The following is a 16,908-nucleotide window of genomic DNA, read 5'->3' on the forward strand; positions in this document are numbered from 1 at the left end:
CGCCGCGCTTTCCCCCGCACACAAAGCGTAGGGCCCGCACCCCCGGTCAGGGGGGTACGGGCCCAACTACGCTGCTGTCGCGTTTACTTGCGGATCAGCGAGCGCAGCACGTACTGCATGATGCCGCCGTTGCGGTAGTAGTCCGCCTCGCCGGGGGTGTCGATGCGGACGACCGCGTCGAACTCCACGCCGGTGTCGGTGGTGACCTTGACCGTGCTCGGCGTGCGGCCCTCGTTCAGCTCGGTCACGCCGGTGAAGGAGAAGGACTCCTCGCCGGTGAGGCCGAGGTTCTCGGCGGTCTGGCCCTCGGGGAACTGGAGCGGCAGGACGCCCATGCCGATGAGGTTCGAGCGGTGGATGCGCTCGTACGACTCGGCGATGACGGCCTTGACGCCGAGGAGCGCGGTGCCCTTGGCGGCCCAGTCGCGGGACGAACCGGAGCCGTACTCCTTGCCCGCGAGGATCGCGAGGGGGGTGCCGGCCGCCTGGTAGTTCTGCGAGGCGTCGTAGATGAAGGAGACGGGGCCGTCCTCCTTCGTGAAGTCACGCGTGAAGCCGCCCTCGGTGCCCGGCGCGATCTGGTTGCGCAGGCGGATGTTGGCGAACGTGCCGCGGATCATGACCTCGTGGTTGCCACGGCGCGAGCCGTAGGAGTTGAAGTCACGGCGCTCGACGCCGTGCTCCGTGAGGTACTTGCCGGCCGGGGTGTCGGCCTTGATCGCACCGGCCGGGGAGATGTGGTCGGTGGTGACCGAGTCGCCCAGCTTGGCCAGGACGCGGGCGCCCTCGATGTCGGAGACCGGGGTGGTCTCCATCGTCATGCCCTCGAAGTAAGGGGGCTTGCGGACGTAGGTCGACTGCGGGTCCCACTCGAAGGTGTTGCCGGTCGGGATCGAGAGGGCCTGCCACTGGGCGTCGCCCGCGAAGACGTCCTGGTAGGACTTGTTGAACATGTCCTCGCCGATGGAGTTGGCGACGACGTCGTTCACCTCGGCCTCGGAGGGCCAGATGTCCTTCAGGTAGACGGGGTTGCCGTCCTGGTCCGCGCCGAGCGCGTCCTTGGTGATGTCCACCTTCATCGAACCCGCGATGGCGTACGCGACGACCAGCGGCGGGGACGCCAGGTAGTTCATCTTGACGTCGGGGTTGATGCGGCCCTCGAAGTTCCGGTTGCCGGAGAGGACGGACGTCACGGCCAGGTCGGCGTCGTTGACCGCCTTGGAGACCTCCTCGGGCAGCGGGCCCGAGTTGCCGATGCAGGTGGTGCAGCCGTAGCCGACGAGGTTGAAGCCGACCTTGTCGAGGTAGGGGGTGAGCCCCGCCTTGTCGAAGTAGTCGGTGACGACCTTGGAACCCGGGGCGAGGGTGGTCTTGACCCACGGCTTGCGGGTCAGGCCCTTCTCCACGGCCTTCTTCGCGACGAGCGCGGCGGCGACCATGACGTACGGGTTCGAGGTGTTGGTGCAGGAGGTGATCGCGGCGACGGTGACGGCGCCGTGGTCGATCTCGTACGTCGAGCCGTCGGGGGCGGTGACCGTGGTCGGCTTCGTCGGGATGCCGTTGGCGCTGGCCGGGGCGTCGGACGCCGGGAAGGACTCCTTGCCGGCCTCCTCGTCGTCCGTGACGTAGTTGCGTACGTCCTGGGCGAACTGCTGCGAGGCGTTGGCGAGGACGATGCGGTCCTGCGGGCGCTTGGGACCGGCGATCGACGGGACGACCGTCGAGAGGTCGAGCTCCAGCTTCTCGGAGAAGTCGGGCTCGGCGGCCGGGTCGAGCCAGAGGCCCTGCTCCTTGGCGTACGCCTCGACGAGCGCGACCTGCTGCTCGTCGCGGCCGGTCAGGCGCAGGTACTTCAGCGTCTCGTCGTCGATCGGGAAGATCGCGGCGGTGGAGCCGAACTCGGGCGACATGTTGCCGATGGTGGCGCGGTTGGCGAGGCTCGTGGCCGCCACACCCTCGCCGTAGAACTCGACGAACTTGCCGACGACACCGTGCTTGCGCAGCATCTCGGTGATGGTCAGCACCAGGTCGGTGGCGGTGGTGCCGGCGGGCAGCTCACCGGTCAGCTTGAAGCCGACGACGCGCGGGATGAGCATCGAGACCGGCTGGCCCAGCATCGCGGCCTCGGCCTCGATGCCGCCGACGCCCCAGCCGAGGACGCCGAGGCCGTTGACCATGGTGGTGTGCGAGTCGGTGCCGACCAGGGTGTCGGGGTAGGCCTGGCCGTTACGGACCATGACCGTACGCGCCAGCTTCTCGATGTTGACCTGGTGGACGATGCCGGTGCCCGGGGGGACGACCTTGAAGTCGTCGAAGGCGGTCTGACCCCAGCGCAGGAACTGGTAGCGCTCCTTGTTGCGGCCGTACTCCAGCTCGACGTTCTGGCCGAAGGCCTCCGCCGTGCCGAACTTGTCGGCGATGACGGAGTGGTCGATGACCAGCTCGGCCGGGGAGAGCGGGTTCACCTTGTCCGCGTCGCCGCCGAGCTCCTTGACGGCCTCACGCATGGTGGCGAGGTCGACGACGCAGGGCACGCCGGTGAAGTCCTGCATGATCACGCGGGCCGGCGTGAACTGGATCTCCTGCGAGGGCTGGGCCTGGGAGTCCCACGAGCCGATCGCACGGATGTGGTCGGCGGTGATGTTCGCGCCGTCCTCGGTGCGGAGCAGGTTCTCAAGGAGGACCTTCAGGCTGTAGGGCAGCCGCGCGGAGCCCTCTACCTTGTCCAGCTTGAAGATCTCGTACGACTCGTCGCCCACGCGCAGCGTGCTGCGGGCGTCGAAGCTGTTCGCCGACACGACAGTCTCCTTCATATATGTGCGCGTTTCCGTCACATCCTGCCGCCACGACTCCTCGTCGATCCGCTAAGGTAAGGCTTAGTTAGGTAACCCTTACCGGGTGGCGGCTTCTGGTGCGCCTCGGCAGATATCTCGATGTCGAGATAACTCTAGTACATGACCCGGCGCGACGACGAAGTGCGCCCGCTCACAGTCCGGCATGCCCTGGCGCGGACGGGGGACCCCCGCGTGACGAGTCGCGCACCAGAAGGCCCGCCGGCACGACGACCGAGGTCGGTGCCGGGCCTGCCTCGATCAGGTCCACGAGGAGGGTGACGGCTGCGCGTGCCGTCTGTTCCGGGTTCAGGGTCACCGTGGTCACCGGCGGTCGTGTCGTCGCGTATCCGGGGTCCTCGCTCGCACACACCACCCGTAGTGCGTCGGGGATGCGCAGGTCGAGCCTGGCCGCCGCGGCCAGGAGCTGTCGGCCGCCGGGGTCGTACGCCGCGTAGACGGCGTCGGCTCGGTCCGGGCCCCGCAACAGCGCGTCGAACGCCCTCCCCTGGCCGTCCGTCTCGTCAAAGGGCACGATCAGCGGATCGGCGCCGCGCTCCGCGCACCACCCGGCGTACGCCTGTGTCACCGCGCGCGCATAGTGCTCATCCCCGCTGCCGGACTGCAGGGCGATGCGGCGGGCGCCGGAGGCGGCGAGGTGGTCGAGTACCTCGTGGGTGGTCGTCTCGTGGTCGTTGTCGACCCAGTGGTCGCCGGGGCGCGGGTCGCCGGGGACGCCGTCGAAGACGAGCGGGATGCCGCGGGCGCGCAGCGCGTGGACCATCGGGTCCCCGCGCGGGCTGTCCATGATCAGCATGCCGTCGACGGCGAGGCCATGCCACGCGTCGTCGGCTGCGCGGTCGGCGGGCAGTGTGGTCAGGGCGTAGCCGTGCGCGTGGGCCGCGGAGGTGGCCGCGGTGAGGGCCCGGGAGAAGTAGGCGACCTCGGCGTAGTTCCAGGCTCTCGCGTACGTGGTCACCGCGACGCCGAGGGTCCGCGTGCGCGGGGCGGTGCGGGGGGTGGCGTAGCCGAGGGCGGTGGCGGTTTCCCTCACCCTGCGGCGGGTGGTGGCGGCCAGGCGGCCCGTGCCGTTGAGGGCGTGCGAGACCGTCGCGGTCGACACCTCCGCGGCGCGGGCTATGTCGGCGAGGGTTGGCCTGGGCACGGGGCTCATCGTACGGATGCGGATTCCGTCGAAGCGGGTGGCTTCTGGTTAACGCCTTACTCGGCCAGCGTTCGTGCCGCCGCTGCGCGGCGGATCCTTCCCGCCCACCCACCCGATATACCCCGCGGCACATCGTCAGTGTCGGGGGTAGACCGCACCCTGGAGCGCCCATGCCCTCTCCGCACACTTCCCCCCTCTCCCGCCGCGGCCTCCTCGCCTCCGCCGGGGCCACCGGGCTGCTCGCTGCGGTGGGTGCGCCCGCCGCCGCCTCCCCCCGGCGCTCCGCCGCCCTCGTCGTGCACAACGCCCGTGTCTTCACCGGCACTCGGCAGCACGACCACGCGCGAGCCGTCGCCGTCGGCAGGGACGGGAAGATCCTCGCCGTCGGGAGCGACTCCTCGCTTATGCGGTTCATCGGGCGGGACACCGAAGTCGTCGACGCGGCCGGCGGGACCCTGATGAGCGGCATCCACGACGGGCACGCCCACCCCATGGACGCCGCGAGCCGCTCGCTGCGCCCCTCCCTCGCCGGTGCCGAGCAGACCGTCGCCGAGCTGCAGAAGACCCTGACCGCGTTCCTGAAGGACTCCGCCGATCAGGAACCCGACGGGTGGCTCGTGGTGGAGGACTGGAACCCGGTGGGGCTCCTTCCGCACGGCACCGCACCCCACCACTCCATGCTCGACGCGCTGCCGACCCGGCGGCCCGTGGCGCTGCGCGGCGGCGACGGGCACAACATATGGGTCAACCAGCGCGCCCTCGACATCGCGGGCATCACCGCGTCCACCCCGGACCCGGTCGGCGGCAAGATCGTCAAGGGCCGGGACGGCAAGCCCACCGGCGTGCTCAAGGACGACGCCCAGCCGCTCGTCACCCGGCACATCCCCGAGCCCGACCAGGAGCAGCTGGTCGCCGCCGCCGCGAAGATCTTCGCCGAGGCCGCCGCGTCCGGGATCACCACGTTCATGGAAGCCGTCGTCGGCAAGAGCGAGTTGGCCCTCTACAAGGCGCTCGCCGAGAGCGGGAAGCTGCCGCAGCGCATCGTGCCCGCCCTGCGCATCGACACCGACAAGACCAAGGACCCGGCCGCCGCGGTGGCGTTCGCGCGAGGGCTCCGCGAGGAGTTCGAGGACGTACGCGCGCTGAGGTTCGGCACCGTCAAGGTGTTCCTCGACGGGGTCATCGAGTACCCGGCGCAGACCGCGGCGCTCCTGAAGCCCTATCTCGACGAGGACGGCAGGCCCACCGACCACCGCGGCGACCTGTACGTGTCGGCGGCGGACTACGGCCGGCTGACCGCCGCCTTCAACGAGGAGGGCTGGCAGATGCACGCGCACGCCATCGGTGACCGCGCCGTCCGCACCTCCCTCGACGGGTACGCGTACGCCCTGCGCAGGACGGGGGCGCGCGGCCTGCGCAACACCACCGCCCATCTCCAACTCGTCGACCCCGCCGACCTGCCGCGGTTCGCGCAGCTCGGCGTCATCCCCTGCATGCAGCTCCAGTGGGCCACCCGCAACACCTGGACCATGGACGCCCTGCTGCCGTACATCGGTGCGGGGCGCCACCGTTGGCAGTACCCGGCGCGCAGTCTGGAGCGGCACGGGGCGCGGCTCTCCGGTGGCTCGGACTGGCCTGTGGATCCGCTCCAGGTGTGGAACCAGGTACGTACCTCCGTAGACCGGTTCGGAGCAGAGGGCGAGGGTGATCTGTACCGGGACAAGGAAGGGCTGAGCCGCTCGTCGGCCCTGCTCATGCACACCCTCGGTACGGCGCGTCAGCTCCGTATGGACCATCGGACCGGGACCGTCGAAACGGGGAAGTCGGCCGATCTGGTGCTGCTCGACCGCGATGTGACGCGGTGTCCGGTGGCCGATATCAGCTCTTCCGAAGTGCGTCTGACGTTGACCGGGGGCACAGTGGTGCATGACGCCGACTCGTCGGCCGGGCGCGCCGCCGCCGCCCGGGTGACGCGCGCGGCGGCCGGGCCTCGGCTCACGGCGCAGGCCGCGGTGCACGGTGGGCGGCACGCATCCTGCGGATGCGGCTGACCCGGGAGGGCGACGCGACGTACGGGAACTTCCGTACTGAATCGGTCATTTCCCGTATGGCCCACCCCAGCTCGTGCGTCATCTCATATCTGAGATAACCTGCGGAACATGGCAGACGATTACCTCGTACGTATCGGCAAGCTCATCCGCGACGCCCGTCAGCACAGGGGCTGGACGCAGTCGCAGCTCGCCGAGGCGCTCAGCACAAGTCAGAGCGCGGTGAACCGCATCGAGCGCGGCAACCAGAACATCAGCCTTGAGATGATCGCCCGTATCGGCGAGGCTCTCGACAGTGAAATCGTCTCGCTCGGGTACGCGGGGCCCATGCATCTGCGCGTGGTCGGCAACCGCCGGCTCTCCGGCTCCATCGACGTCAAGACGAGCAAGAACGCCTGCGTGGCGCTGCTCTGCGCCTCCCTGCTCAACAAGGGACGCACGGTGCTGCGCCGCGTGGCGCGCATCGAGGAGGTCTACCGCCTCCTCGAGGTGCTCGGCTCGATCGGCGTCCGCACCCGTTGGATCAACGACGGGGTCGACCTGGAGATCGTGCCGCCGGCCAAGCTCGACATGGAGGCGATCGACGCGGAGGCCGCGATCCGGACCCGCTCGATCATCATGTTCCTGGGCCCGCTGCTGCACCGCATGGACCGCTTCAAGCTGCCGTACGCGGGCGGTTGCGACCTCGGCACCCGCACGATCGAGCCGCACATGATCGCGCTGCGCCGCTTCGGGCTCGACATCGCGGCGACCGAGGGGCTCTACCACGCGGAGGTCGCGCGTGACGTCGTCCCCGACCGGCCGATCGTGCTGACCGAGCGCGGCGACACCGTGACCGAGAACGCCCTGCTCGCCGCGGCGCGCAGCGACTGCACGACCGTCATCCGCAACGCCTCGTCGAACTACATGGTCCAGGACCTGTGCTTCTTCCTGGAGGCGCTCGGCGTGCAGGTCGACGGCATCGGTACGACCACCCTCACCGTGCACGGCGTCCCGGACATCGACGTCGACGTGGACTACTCGCCGTCCGAGGACCCGGTCGAGGCGATGAGCCTGCTCGCCGCCGCGGTCGTCACGGAGTCCGAACTGACCGTCAACCGCGTCCCGATCGAGTTCCTGGAGATCGAGCTCGCGGTTCTGGAGGAGATGGGGCTCGACCACGACCGTACGGCGGAGTACTTCGCCGACAACGGCCGTACGCGTCTGATCGACCTCACCGTCCGGCCCTCCAAGCTGGAGGCGCCGATCGACAAGATCCACCCGATGCCGTTCCCCGGCCTGAACATCGACAACGTCCCCTTCTTCGCGGCCATCGCGGCGGCGGCGCAGGGCAAGACGCTGATCCACGACTGGGTGTACGACAACCGCGCGATCTATCTGACCGACCTGAACCGCCTCGGCGGCCGCCTCCAACTCCTGGACCCGCACCGGGTGCTGGTGGAGGGCCCGACCCGCTGGCGCGCCGCCGAGATGATGTGCCCGCCCGCGCTGCGGCCCGCCGTGGTCGTGCTGCTCGCGATGATGGCGGCCGAGGGCACGTCCGTCCTGCGCAACGTGTACGTGATCAACCGCGGCTACGAGGAGCTGGCCGAGCGGCTCAACTCCGTGGGCGCGCAGATCGAGACGTTCCGGGACATCTAGAAACGGGCTGCGGCCCGGCTCCCCCGACACGACTGGGCAACGATCGCCGGTCGTGTCTGGAGATGTACGAGGGCGCGGTGCTGGGGTGGGTGCGTGGCAGATCGCACCCCCGTCCCCGGCACACGCGCCCTCGTCGTGCTCTGTGCCTCGCTCGCCCTTCTCGCGGCGGGGTGCGGTGAGCAGGCCGACCGCGGCAAGCATTCGCCCTCCAAGGGCGGCGGCAACCCCGTGTCGACGCCCACCGCTTCTCGTCCCCTGCCCTCCGACGGCAAGGGGTCCAAGGACCCGGACGACATCAACGGCGACGGGCACCGCGATCTGCTCCTGCCCGTGACCCCCACCAGGGAGAACGGAGAAGGGCGGACCGCCGTCGTCTTCGGCTCCGCCAAGGGGCTCGACCCGTCGACACACGCCGTATACGACTACAGCCCTGGCATCGCCACCACCGCCGACCTGGACGGCGACGGCTACCCCGACTTCGTCTCCGTCGACAGGCCCGCGCCGCGAGGGGTGCTGACCGTGGGCTGGGGCGGCCCGAGCGGGCCGAAGACCGACGCGCAGCCGACCCGGCTCCAGGCGCCGGACGGCGGGTCGAGCGAGGGCCTGTCCCGGCCGGTGCGCGGCGACTTCGACGGGGACGGGCACCACGACATCGCGGCGGTCAGGCAGGACGGGTCCGTGACCCTGCTGTACGGCCCCGTCACCCGCTCCGGCGCTCCGGCCCGCACCGACACCCGGCCCGGCACAGGGAGTTGGCTCGCCGCGGACGACATCGACCCGTCGGGCAAGGCGCGGGCGACCGGTCTCCTCGTCCACGAGGACGACGACGGCGAGCAGACGGGCGCGGTCCTCTACCCGGCGCGCGACGGCAGCGGCCTTTCCCGCACCCCCGTCCCGCTGCGCGAGGGCAACGCGGTGGCGTTCGGCGACTACGACGGGGACGGCATCCGCGATCTGGCCATCGGCGACGACGGAGGCCGCAACAACGAACCGGACACGGGCGAGGCGCCGGAGGTGGTCGCCTCCCTCGCGGTCTACCCCGGCAAGGGCGGCGAGCCGATCACCCACAAGATCCCGCCCAGCACCAACTCCTACTACGGGCCCGGCGACTACACGGCCGCCGACCCCGACGGAGACGGCAAGGACGGCATCCTCGTCGCCACGGACAAGGGCGCCCTGCTGATCGAGGGCGAGAAGCGCACGAAGATCCTCCGGGAGGGCCCGGCGCGCGACGACGGCGAGAAGACCCCGGCACGGTGGCGGCACGCCCGCCCGTATGCCGCCGCCGATTTCGACGGCGACGGCAAGGAGGAGCTGATCCTGACGTGGGCCCCCGGCACACTGTTCGGCCTCTACGGCGAGGATCCCACGCACTGGTGGCTCACCGACGGCACGACGACCCGTGACATGACCGCCTTCGCCACTACGTCGTTCGAGGGCCGCGGCTGAGGCGCCGGTTCACGTTGCCGCCACGAACTCCCGGATCGCTGCCGCCAGGCCGTCGGGGCGATCCAGCGGGATCAGAGTGCGGCAGTCGTCCAGTTCCACCAGACGGCTCTTGGGGAGCAACTCGGCGAATCTGCGGCCGTGTTCCGGGGGCAGCATCTTGTCCTGCTTGCCCCAGACGACCAGGGCCGGCCTGTCGTACGTGCGCAGGGCCTCCGCCGCCTCCAGCATCTCCGTCCTGCGTGCCGACCGCAGATAGTGGATCAGGATCTGACGGGCCACAGGGTCGGTGCGCAGCGGTGCGATCCAGCGGTCCGTCAGGTCGTGCGGGACCGGGCGGTGGGCCATCAGGGCGAATCCCGTGCCCGGGACTCGGCGCAGGGCGCGTACGGACAGGACGCGAGCCAGGAACGCGATACCGCCCGGGACGCGCGCGGCGGTGTCCAGCATCTTGCCGCCCGCGCCCGGCGGGTAGTTGTCGAAGGCCTCGCAGCCCGCGATCACCATCCGGCCGACGCGGTCGGGGCGTTCGGCCGCAAGCTGCTGGAGCCGCCCGGCGTCGTTCTCGACGAACACCGCGTCGTCGCCGAGTTCCAGCGCGTCGGCGAACTCCCCGATCAGCCGCGCCATGGTCAGCGGCGTCAGCTCGGCGCCCGGCTTCAGCGGGACGCGATGGCTGCCGTACGGGAGGGTCGGCACCAGGCAGCGGAACTGGTCCCGCAATGCCTCGACGACATGACGCCATACGCTGCCGTCCTGGACGAGGCCGTGCAGCAGGACGAGCGGGGTGCCCGCCCCTCCGGTGTCCTCGTACTCGATCGGTCCCGCCGTGAGCTCGATCCGTGCCATGGCCTCCCCGTTTCCTCGCCGATGGTGGCCCTGACGCTATGTGGCTCAGTCGATGACCGCCACCCCGTCCAGCTCCACCAGGCACTCCTCGTCCCAGAGGCGGACCGCGCCGATCACCGCCATGGCGGGATAGTCTCGCCCGGCCAACTTCCGCCAGATACGCCCGAGTTGTGCGGCCTGCTCGCGATAGTCGGCCACGTCCGTGGCGTAGACGGTGACGCGGGCGAGGTCGGCCGGGGTGCCGCCCGCGTGGCGCAGGGCCGTGAGGAGGTTGGTCAGCGCCTTCTCGAACTGCTCGGGAAGGGTGGCGCCGGTGACCTTGCCTTCGGCGTCGAGCGCGGTCTGGCCCGCGAGGAACACGAGGCGGCCGCCGGTCGCGGTGACGGCGTGCGAGAAGCCGGTGGCCGGGGAGAGTTCGATGGGGTTGACGCGCGCGATGCTCATGCGGAGGGCTCCTCACGGGTGGCGGACTGCCGACGGGTCGCGGGCTGCGGGGTGGAGCGGGGTGCGGCCTGCGGGTCGGCCTGCGCGGCGTACAACTCCTTGGCGATGATGGCCCGTTGGACTTCGCTCGCCCCCTCGTAGATGCGCGGTGCCCGCACCTCGCGGTACAGGTGCTCCAGCAGATGCCCCCGCTGCAAGGCGCGCGCGCCGTGCAGTTGGACCGCGGCGTCCACGACGTACTGCGCCGTCTCCGTGGCCAGGAGCTTCGCCATGGCGGCGCGTCGGGCGATGTCCGGCTCGCCGCGGTCGTACGCCGCTGCTGCCGCGTGCACCATGAGGCGGGCCGCCTCGGTCCGGGTGGCCATCTCCGCGACCTGGTGCGCCACCGCCTGGAGGTCCTTCAGCTTGCCGCCGAACGCGTCCCGCCCCGCGGTGTGCGCGAGTGTCGCGTCGAGGGCCGCCGCCGCCATGCCGACCGCGAAGGCGCCGACGCTGGGGCGGAAACGGTTGAGGGTGGTCATGGCGACACGGAAGCCGCGGTCAGGTTCGCCGAGTACGTCTTCGCCGGTGACCGTCACGCCCTCGAAGGCGAGGGAGCCGATCGGGTGCGGGGAGAGCATGTCCAGCGGCGTGCCGGTGAGGCCCGCCCGGTCGGCGGGCACGAGGAAGGCGGTGACACCGCGGGCGCCGGCGCCGGGGGTCGTACGGGCGAAGACGGTGTAGAAGTCGGCTTCGGGCGCGTTCGAGATCCAGCACTTCTCGCCGGTGAGCCGCCAGGTGGACGCGCCGTCCGGCGCGGCACGCAGGGCCAGCGCGGCGGCGTCCGAGCCCGCCCCGGGCTCGGAGAGCGCGAAGGCGGCGACGGCGCGCCCCGCTCGGGCCGGCGCGAGCCACTGTTCGCGCTGGCGCGCGGAGCCGTGGGCGGCGACCGGGTGTGCGCCGAGGCCTTGCAGGGCCAGGGCGGTCTCGGCCTCCGTACAGGCGTAGGCGAGGGACTCGCGCAGGAGGCAGAGACCGAGGGCTCCGGATGTGGCGTGCGGGGCGCGGGAGGTGGCGTGCGGGGCGCGGGATGCGGGCCCGGCGCCTGGGGCCTCCCCCGCGAAGAGCACTTCGAGCAGCCCCAGTTCCCCCAGCGCCTCCAGCAGCGGCCGGTTCACGCGCCCCGGCTCACCCTTCTCCGCCAGCGGGCGCAGCCGCTCGTCGGCGAGGGTGCGCAGCTCCGCACACCAGGCAATTTGCTCCGGATTGAGCGAGAATGCCGTCATGCCGGGCCCCTCCTCTATCGCGCACCGTTGACTGCCGTCACCAACACGATACGCTCGTTGCGCGAGCTCACCACAAGCCCGAACGGCAAGGGGGCGACCCGCTGTGGACGCCAAGAGTGCACTGCGACTCCACCCATCGGCTCACGTGGACACCTTCGCCCGGGATCATCTCCCGCCGCCGGAGCAGTGGCCCGCGTTCGTCCACGACCGGCCCGAACTGCACTACGCCGATCGCCTCAACTGCGGCGCCGAGCTCCTCGACCGGACGGTGGAGCGGCTCGGCGGCGACCGGCCCGCGTTCCGTGCGGGCTCCGGCGAGGTGTGGACGTACGGCGAGCTGCAGCGGCACGTCGACCGGATCGCGCACGTCCTGACCGGCGAGCTCGGTGTACGGCCCGGTCAGCGCGTCCTGCTGCGCGGCCCCACCACCCCCTGGCTCGCGGCCTGCTGGCTCGCGGTGATGAAGGCGGGCGCCGTCGCGGTCACCGTCCTGGCCCAGCAGCGCCCGAACGAGCTGACCACGATCTGTGAGATCGCCGAGGTCCGCCACGCGCTGTGCGACGCCCGCGCCGTGGACGACCTGATCAAGGCCGGGATTCCCGGGCTCGGTGTCACCACCTTCGGCGGGGACGCGGACGACGACCTCCTCGCGCGCGCCGCCCGGCAGCCCGACGTCTACGAACCCGTCGCCACCTCCGCCGACGACGTCGCCCTCATCGCCTTCACGTCCGGCACCACGGGCCGCCCCAAGGGGTGCATGCACTTCCACCGTGACGTGCTCGCCATCGCCGACACCTTCGGCCGTCATGTCCTGAAGCCGGGGCCCGACGACGTGTTCGCGGGCAGCCCTCCGCTCGGTTTCACCTTCGGGCTCGGCGGTCTCGTCATCTTCCCGCTGCGGGTCGGCGCCTCCTCGCTCCTGCTCGAACAGGCGGGCCCGAAGCAGCTGTTGCCCGCGATCGCCGAGCACGGCGTGACGGTGCTCTTCACCGCGCCGACCGCCTACCGCACGATGCTCGACGAGCTGGGCACGCCGGGCGCGCCCGGCGTCTCCTCGCTGCGGCGGTGCGTCTCCGCGGGCGAGAACCTTCCCGCGGCCACCTGGCAGGCCTGGCACGAGCGCACCGGGCACCGCATCATCAACGGCATCGGGGCGACCGAGCTGCTCCACATCTTCATCTCCGCCGCCGATGAGGAGATCAGGCCCGGCACCACGGGCCGGCCCGTTCCGGGGTGGCACGCGCGCGTGGTCGACGACTCGGGGGCGCCGGTGCCGGACGGCGAGCCCGGCCTGCTCGCCGTGCGCGGCCCCGTCGGCTGCCGGTACCTGGGCGACGAGCGGCAGCTCCAGTACGTGCGCCACGGCTGGAACGTCACGGGCGACACCTATGTCCGCGACGCCGACGGCTACTTCACCTACGTGGCCCGCGCGGACGACATGATCATCTCGGCCGGGTACAACATCGCGGGCCCGGAGGTCGAAGAGGCGCTCATGCGCCACCCCGACATCCTGGAAACGGCCGTCGTGGGGCGCCCCGACGAGCTGCGCGGCCAGACAGTCGTCGCGTACGTCGTCCCGCGCGCGGGAACGGAACGGGACCCGGACCGGCTGCGCGCGTTCGTGAAGGGCGAGCTGGTGCCGTACAAGTGCCCGCGCGAGATCGTCTATCTGGACGCGCTGCCGCGCACCGCGACAGGCAAGCTGCAACGGTTCCGGCTGCGGGAGCCGGGCCCCGTAGAGTGATCACGTGTCCGAGCAGCACACTCCACGGTCCCTGATCGTCACCTTCTACGGCGCCTACGGGCGCGCGGCCCCCGGCCCGGTGCCCGTCGCCGAGCTCGTCAGGCTCCTCGCCCCGGTCGGCGTGGACGCCCCGTCCGTGCGCTCGTCCGTGTCCCGGCTCAAGCGGCGCGGCCTCCTCGTCCCCGCGCGGACGGCGGCGGGCGCGGCGGGGTACGCCCTCTCGCCGGACGCGCGCCAGCTCCTGGAGGACGGCGACCGGCGTATCTACGCCTCTCCCCCGGCCGCGCGACAGGGCGGCGGCTGGGTGCTCGCCGTCTTCTCCGTGCCGGAGTCGGAGCGGCAGAAGCGGCACGTGCTGCGCTCACGCCTGGCCGGACTCGGCTTCGGGACGGCCGCCCCGGGGGTGTGGATCGCCCCGGCGCACCTGTACGAGGAGACCCGGCACACCCTGGAGCGGCTCCAACTCGCCTCGTACGTCGACCTGTTCCGGGGCGAGCACCTGGGCTTCGCGGCTACGGCGGACGCGGTGGCCCGCTGGTGGGACCTGTCCTCCATCGCCAAGGAGCACGAGGCGTTCCTCGTCCGCCACGAGCCGGTGCTCAGGGCCTGGCAGCGGCGGACGGACACCCCGCCGGAAGAGGCGTACCGCGACTATCTCCTCGCCCTGGACTCCTGGCGCCGACTGCCGTACGCCGACCCCGGGCTGCCGGGAGAGCTCCTCCCGGAGGGGTGGCCCGGAGACCGGTCCGCCGAGGTCTTCGCGGCACTGGACGGGCGGCTGCGGGTCGCGGGGGCGGGGTTCGTGACACCGGAGGGCTCCGGAGGCGTCAACTCCCCAGCGTGAGGCGGGGCTTGGGTGCGTCCGTGCGTCCCGTCTGCGGGCGGCGGCTGCCCGCGCGGTACTGCTGGGGCCAGGCGACACCCGGTCCTGCGTAACCCTGCTCGGCCGCGGCGTGCAGCGTCCAGTTCGGGTCGTACAGATGCGGGCGGGCCAGCGCGCACAGGTCCGTACGGCCCGCCAGGATCAGCGAGTTGACGTCGTCCCAGGAGGAGATGGCGCCGACCGTGAGGACGGGGACGCCGGTTTCGTTGCGGATGCGGTCGGCGAACGGGGTCTGGTAGGAGCGGCCGTACGCGGGGCGCTCGTCGGAGACGACCTGGCCCGTGGAGACGTCGATCGCGTCGGCGCCGTGCGCGGCGAAGGCGCGGGCGATCTCGACGGCGTCGTCCGCGGTCGTGCCGCCGTCGGCCCAGTCGGTGGCCGAGATGCGGACCGACATGGGTTTGCCCTCCGGCCACAACTCCCTGATCGCGTCGAACACTTCGAGGGGGAAGCGCAGCCGGTTCTCCAGCGAGCCGCCGTACGCGTCCGTCCGGTGATTGGTCAGCGGCGAGAGGAACCCGGAGAGCAGATAGCCGTGCGCGCAGTGCAGTTCGAGGAGGTCGAACCCGCCGCGCTCGGCCCGCCGTGCGGCGGAGACGAACTGCTCGCGGATGGCGTCGAGCCCGGCCCGGTCCAGTTCGTGCGGGCGCCGGCTGTTCTCCTTGTACGGGAGCGGCGAGGGGGCCACCAGCGGCCAGTTGCCCTCGTCGAGGGGTTCGTCGATGCCCTCCCACATCAGCTTCGTCGAGCCCTTGCGGCCCGAGTGGCCGAGCTGGACGCCGATCGCGGTGCCCGGCGCCTGCGCGTGCACGAAGTCGGTGATCCGGCGCCAGGCGTCGGCCTGCCCGTCGGTGTAGAGCCCGGCGCAGCCCGGTGTGATGCGGCCGCGCTCGCTGACGCACACCATCTCGGTCATGACCAGGCCCGCGCCGCCGAGCGCCCGCGCCCCCAGGTGGACGAGGTGGAAGTCACCGGGGACGCCGTCCACGGCGGAGTACATGTCCATGGGCGACACGACCACGCGGTTGCGCAGGGTGAGGTCGCGCAGGCGGAAGGGCGTGAACATCGGCGGCGTACCGTCCGGGCAGCCGAATTCACGCTCGACGGATTCGGTGAAGTGGGCGTCGCGCAGGCGGAGGTTGTCGTGGGTGACGCGGCGGCTGCGGGTGAGGAGGTTGAAGGCGAACTGGCGTGGTGGCTGGCCGAGATGGTCCGGGAGCCGCTCGAACCACTCCAGGCTCGCGCGGGCCGCACGCTGCGTGGACTCGACGACGGGACGGCGCTCCGTCTCGTACGCGGCGAGTGCCTCGGGGATGCCGGGCTGCTCCTGAAGGCAGGCGGCGAGCGCGAGGGCGTCCTCGACGGCGAGCTTGGTGCCGGAGCCGATGGAGAAGTGGGCGGTGTGGGCGGCGTCGCCGAGCAGCACCGTATTGCCGTGCGACCAGCGCTTGTTGACGACGGTGCGGAAGTTGATCCAGGCGGACTTGTTGCCGCGCAGGGTCCTGCCGCCGAGTGCGTCGGCGAAGATCTTGGCGCAGCGCTCGGTCGCGTCACGCTCGTCGAGCTCCGCGAACCCGGCCGCCTCCCACACCTCTTCGCGCATCTCGACGATGACGGTGGACTGCCCGGTGGACTCGCCGCCTCCCGCCGTGGAGAACGGATAGCCGTGCAGCTGCATCACGCCGTGCTCGGTCTCGGCGATCTCGAAGCGGAAGGCCTCGAAGGCGAAGTCTGCGGCGAGCCAGATGTAGCGGCAGCGGTGCGTCTCGATGCGCGGCCCGAAGGCCTCGGCGTGCGCCTCGCGCGTGAGACTGTGCACGCCGTCCGCCGCGATCACCAGGTCGTACGCGGCCGAGAGCTCGTCGGCGGGTGGCGCCTCGGTGCGGAAACGCAGGTCGACGCCGAGCTGTCGGCACCGCTCGTGCAGGATACCGAGCAGCCTGCGCCGCCCGAGCGCCGCGAAGCCGTGCCCGCCCGAGGTGTGGCGGCTTCCCCGGTGCACGATGTCGATGTCGTCCCAGCGCACGAACTCTGCCTGGAGCGCGGCGTACACGACGGGGTCGGCGTGCTCGATGCCGCCGAGCGTCTCGTCCGAAAGGACGACGCCGAAGCCGAAGGTATCGTCCGGGGCGTTGCGCTCCCAGACGGTGATCTCCCGCTCCGGATCGAGCCGCTTGAGCAGGGCAGCGGCATAGAGCCCGCCGGGACCGCCACCAATGACGGCGATGCGGTGCGCCTCGGGCAGCGTGGGGGGTGTGGGCCTCCGGGCGGCCCCGGCTGCCTGGGCGGATCTGCCCGGCCGGCCGTGCGCGGACCGGGCGGCGGGCGCGGTCGCTTCGACGGATACGGGCGGTCCGACGGGCACGGGCGGTCCGACGGGCACGGGCGGTCCGACGGGCGCGGGCGCTTCGCCGGGCGCGGGCGCTTCGGCGGGCACGGGTGGTTCGGGCGCGGGCGGTTCGACGGGCACGGGCCGCTCGCCGGGCGCGGATGCCTCGCCGGGCGCGGGCCGCCCGGCGGCCGCTGGCCGCTCGCCGGGGGGCGGGCCCTCGATCGGTGTCGGCAGACCGCTCCCTCGTGGCTCACTCATCG

Annotated in this window: 11 protein-coding genes; 5 read left to right on the plus strand and 6 right to left on the minus strand. The window is 71.7% G+C overall.

The annotated features are described in order from the left end of the window. Window positions 1–83 precede the first annotated feature (83 nt). Both acnA and ACIBCK_RS12745 read right to left on the minus strand, forming a co-directional pair. Window positions 84–2,798: an aconitate hydratase AcnA gene (gene acnA / locus ACIBCK_RS12740; RefSeq protein ID WP_399389498.1), complete on the minus strand. Its 2,715-nt coding sequence runs from the start codon at window positions 2,796–2,798 to the stop codon at window positions 84–86. 187 nt (window positions 2,799–2,985) lie between these two features. After that, complete coding sequence (locus ACIBCK_RS12745) at window positions 2,986–4,005, minus strand: LacI family DNA-binding transcriptional regulator (protein WP_399389500.1); 1,020 nt, start codon at window positions 4,003–4,005, stop codon at window positions 2,986–2,988. Between the two features lie 161 nt (window positions 4,006–4,166). Between ACIBCK_RS12745 and ACIBCK_RS12750 the strand changes: the two genes are divergently transcribed. The 3 genes from ACIBCK_RS12750 to ACIBCK_RS12760 all read left to right on the plus strand — a co-directional run bounded on the left by ACIBCK_RS12750 (window position 4,167) and on the right by ACIBCK_RS12760 (window position 9,134). Beyond that, window positions 4,167–6,047, plus strand: coding sequence for an amidohydrolase (locus ACIBCK_RS12750; RefSeq protein ID WP_399389502.1), 1,881 nt, complete (start codon window positions 4,167–4,169; stop codon window positions 6,045–6,047). Between the two features lie 108 nt (window positions 6,048–6,155). Then, window positions 6,156–7,685: a helix-turn-helix domain-containing protein gene (locus ACIBCK_RS12755; RefSeq protein WP_399389504.1), complete on the plus strand. Its 1,530-nt coding sequence runs from the start codon at window positions 6,156–6,158 to the stop codon at window positions 7,683–7,685. Between the two features lie 93 nt (window positions 7,686–7,778). After that, window positions 7,779–9,134, plus strand: coding sequence for an FG-GAP repeat domain-containing protein (locus ACIBCK_RS12760; RefSeq protein WP_399389506.1), 1,356 nt, complete (start codon window positions 7,779–7,781; stop codon window positions 9,132–9,134). Window positions 9,135–9,143: 9 nt separating this feature from the next. Here the strand turns inward: ACIBCK_RS12760 and ACIBCK_RS12765 are convergent, their stop codons facing one another. From ACIBCK_RS12765 to ACIBCK_RS12775, 3 genes are read right to left on the minus strand one after another with little or no spacing between them, the layout of a single operon-like run. Further along, window positions 9,144–9,980 (minus strand): alpha/beta fold hydrolase, encoded by an 837-nt coding sequence (locus ACIBCK_RS12765; RefSeq protein ID WP_399389508.1) that lies wholly within the window; start codon window positions 9,978–9,980, stop codon window positions 9,144–9,146. 45 nt (window positions 9,981–10,025) lie between these two features. Then, complete coding sequence (locus tag ACIBCK_RS12770) at window positions 10,026–10,424, minus strand: RidA family protein (protein WP_399389510.1); 399 nt, start codon at window positions 10,422–10,424, stop codon at window positions 10,026–10,028. Then, window positions 10,421–11,689: an acyl-CoA dehydrogenase family protein gene (locus ACIBCK_RS12775; RefSeq protein WP_399389512.1), complete on the minus strand. Its 1,269-nt coding sequence runs from the start codon at window positions 11,687–11,689 to the stop codon at window positions 10,421–10,423. Before ACIBCK_RS12775 ends, ACIBCK_RS12770 begins: the two co-directional genes overlap by 4 nt. 121 nt (window positions 11,690–11,810) lie before the next feature. Between ACIBCK_RS12775 and ACIBCK_RS12780 the strand changes: the two genes are divergently transcribed. Together ACIBCK_RS12780 and ACIBCK_RS12785 are read left to right on the plus strand one after the other, a co-directional pair. Further along, window positions 11,811–13,433, plus strand: a complete 1,623-nt coding sequence (locus ACIBCK_RS12780) for an AMP-binding protein (RefSeq protein ID WP_399389781.1) — start codon at window positions 11,811–11,813, stop codon at window positions 13,431–13,433. 4 nt (window positions 13,434–13,437) lie between these two features. Beyond that, window positions 13,438–14,277 carry a PaaX family transcriptional regulator C-terminal domain-containing protein gene (locus ACIBCK_RS12785; protein ID WP_399389514.1) on the plus strand — a complete coding sequence of 280 codons (840 nt, stop codon included), beginning with the start codon at window positions 13,438–13,440 and terminating at the stop codon, window positions 14,275–14,277. On the opposite strand, the gene ACIBCK_RS12790 is transcribed toward ACIBCK_RS12785, so the two are convergent. Continuing rightward, window positions 14,261–16,906, minus strand: coding sequence for a bifunctional salicylyl-CoA 5-hydroxylase/oxidoreductase (locus ACIBCK_RS12790; protein WP_399389516.1), 2,646 nt, complete (start codon window positions 16,904–16,906; stop codon window positions 14,261–14,263). The genes ACIBCK_RS12785 and ACIBCK_RS12790 overlap by 17 nt on opposite strands. Window positions 16,907–16,908: the final 2 nt, after the last annotated feature.

The sequence above is a fragment of the Streptomyces sp. NPDC051218 genome (assembly GCF_044455475.1).
Lineage (GTDB): Bacteria > Actinomycetota > Actinomycetes > Streptomycetales > Streptomycetaceae > Streptomyces.

Coding starts and splice junctions, on each gene's coding strand:
- ACIBCK_RS12775 (WP_399389512.1), bottom strand. CDS start 11,689: ATGACGGCATTCTCGCTCAATCCGGAGCAAATTGCCTGGTGTGCGGAG.
- ACIBCK_RS12750 (WP_399389502.1), top strand. CDS start 4,167: ATGCCCTCTCCGCACACTTCCCCCCTCTCCCGCCGCGGCCTCCTCGCC.
- ACIBCK_RS12745 (WP_399389500.1), bottom strand. CDS start 4,005: ATGAGCCCCGTGCCCAGGCCAACCCTCGCCGACATAGCCCGCGCCGCG.
- ACIBCK_RS12770 (WP_399389510.1), bottom strand. CDS start 10,424: ATGAGCATCGCGCGCGTCAACCCCATCGAACTCTCCCCGGCCACCGGC.
- ACIBCK_RS12755 (WP_399389504.1), top strand. CDS start 6,156: ATGGCAGACGATTACCTCGTACGTATCGGCAAGCTCATCCGCGACGCC.
- ACIBCK_RS12765 (WP_399389508.1), bottom strand. CDS start 9,980: ATGGCACGGATCGAGCTCACGGCGGGACCGATCGAGTACGAGGACACC.
- ACIBCK_RS12790 (WP_399389516.1), bottom strand. CDS start 16,906: ATGAGTGAGCCACGAGGGAGCGGTCTGCCGACACCGATCGAGGGCCCG.